The sequence below is a fragment of the Halobacillus sp. genome, from assembly GCF_049282395.1.
In the GTDB taxonomy this organism is placed as follows: domain Bacteria; phylum Bacillota; class Bacilli; order Bacillales; family Halobacillaceae; genus Halobacillus.
This window is the reverse complement of record NZ_JBAPTY010000202.1, coordinates 1-2,001: the sequence shown is the minus strand read 5'-3', so window position 1 is coordinate 2,001 and position 2,001 is coordinate 1. Positions and strand designations below refer to the sequence as shown.

General features: G+C 45.0%; 2 protein-coding genes. One reads left to right on the top strand and one right to left on the bottom strand.

The genetic code is table 11. From position 1 onward, the window contains the following. Nucleotides 1-308, bottom strand: a 308-nt coding sequence (locus WAM07_RS09180; RefSeq protein ID WP_422166233.1) for a sodium:solute symporter family transporter, incomplete at its 3' end; no start/stop codon positions are given. A 525-nt stretch (nucleotides 309-833) separates the two neighbouring features. Between WAM07_RS09180 and WAM07_RS09175 the strand changes: the two genes are divergently transcribed. Beyond that, a partial coding sequence (locus tag WAM07_RS09175) for an MFS transporter (protein WP_422166231.1) occupies nucleotides 834-2,001 on the top strand: 1,168 nt, incomplete at its 3' end.

The window sequence follows — 2,001 nt, the reverse complement described above, 5'->3', positions numbered from 1 at the left end:
GTAATGCCGCCTTTTAAGTATCTTGGTAAAAGGAAAAAAGCCACGACGACTAATGCAATAGCGGCTCCTACTTCCCACCCCATTACAGCAATGGTGTCTGAATACCCTTGAGCGTTCAACCCAATTAATTGTTCCGTGGACAGGTTGGTTAGCATTAAAGAACCTGCAATCGTCCATGCACCTAGACTTCTGCCTCCCAGGAAGTAACCATCCTGCGAATTCAAATCTTCTCTTCTCGTAATATAATAGGAAATTAAAGCAACTAAACCAGTGAAAAATAAAAACGATACGATCGTAAATAGATTCATATTCTTCTCTCCTTTTCATTAGGGTGGGGACTTTCCTTTGGTCTACACAAGCATGAAATCTGCATCTAAGACTTACGTAAATGAGAGATAGTAGTCTATGTACTGAACAAAACATTGAATGCGTTTACAAAGTAGTTTATTAAATTATTTAATTAATTCTATCTAAGTTAACAAACGAAATCGTGTTATAAAAGACATAATGAAAATTTTGGGGAAATTTCAAGTGTTTTGTAAATAACTTCGTTAAATTACTTTATTTTTTGGGCGTTTTTTAGGAGTTCGATCGGAATACCTGGAATCGTATTAATACATACCTGGATCGAACCGTGCTCCACAAATGGCATGAAGATGAGGGAGAAAAGCGCTCTTTATTAAAAGAGTTATTTGGTTCAACGTGGGAACGTATTGTGCAGAATTAACTTTTCGGATATAAAATCCAAAAAAGATTGCAAAACGACACCAGTGTCGGTATAATAAAAATTACCAAAACGACACGAATGTCTTTTTAGAGAGAGGGGCACGTACATGCAGCGATTATTGAAAAACAAAGGGTATATCACCTTGATGTCCGCCCAGGCCATTTCCAGCATTGGCGATTGGCTGAGCATCGTCGCTATCATTACGCTGGTCGGCTTGAAATGGGAAGCTTCCCCGCTTGAAGTTTCATTCGTATTCTTATGCTTAGCGGTGCCGATGGCGTTGTTTGGCCCCGCTGCCGGTATGGTAGCTGACCGTTTCAGCAGGAAAACGCTTATGATTGTTTCTGATGTCGTCCGGGCTGGGTTGATTCTCATTTTAACCGTTGCTTCATCGCTCTGGATGGTATATGCCACGCTTCTCGTGGTTGGGATTTTTTCCTCGCTGTTCATTCCAGCGAAAAACGGGAAGCTGAAGGAAATAGTGGCAGAGGAAGATATGAAAGGGGCGATGTCGATCACCTCGATGATCGATTCGTCGACAAAAATTCTCGGTCCGCTTGTGAGTGGCTTGCTTGTCACGGTATTCGGTGCCCAGCAGGTGTTCATGATCGACTCAGCCACCTTTGCGGTTTCGGCGTTGATCCTGCTGTTCATTCCGAACGCCGTCCCTCATGAATTATCGAAAACGGAAGCTGCGCAGGAGTCCTTCAAGAAGGAATTCGTGCTAGGTTTTTCTTTTATCAAATCAAGCCGCTTCATGTTAGTTGGTTTGACCCTTGTGGGACTCAGCCTGTTGATTCTGCAAATGGCCGATTCACAACTGATCGTCCTGATCAGAGAACTGACCTATGCCTCTCCTGATTTATTCGGGTACCTTGTGACAGGATCAGGTCTCGGGATGTTCACGGCTGGCTTTTTACTAACGAAAAAAACCGACTACAACCCTTATCCACTCATGCTTCTAGGCGTTTGTGGAATCGGCGCGAGCTTTGGCATAATGGGAGTTCTTGCCCATTACGACCTTGGCTATTCCATCCTGTGGGGGCCGGGGCTTGGATTCACGGCCGGCTTCTCGGCGAGCTTAATTTTCGTCCCTTTTCAGTCGACTGTTCAAGTCCACACGCCTGTCCATATGACGGGCCGCGTGTTCGGCGTACTCAACAGCGTGATGACAACGGCGACGATCATTGGTCCGCTGCTTGGAGGCTGGATCGCGACGATCATCGGAGTGGTTCCGACGTTTACGATTACGGCGAGTCTTCTCGTCCTGGTAG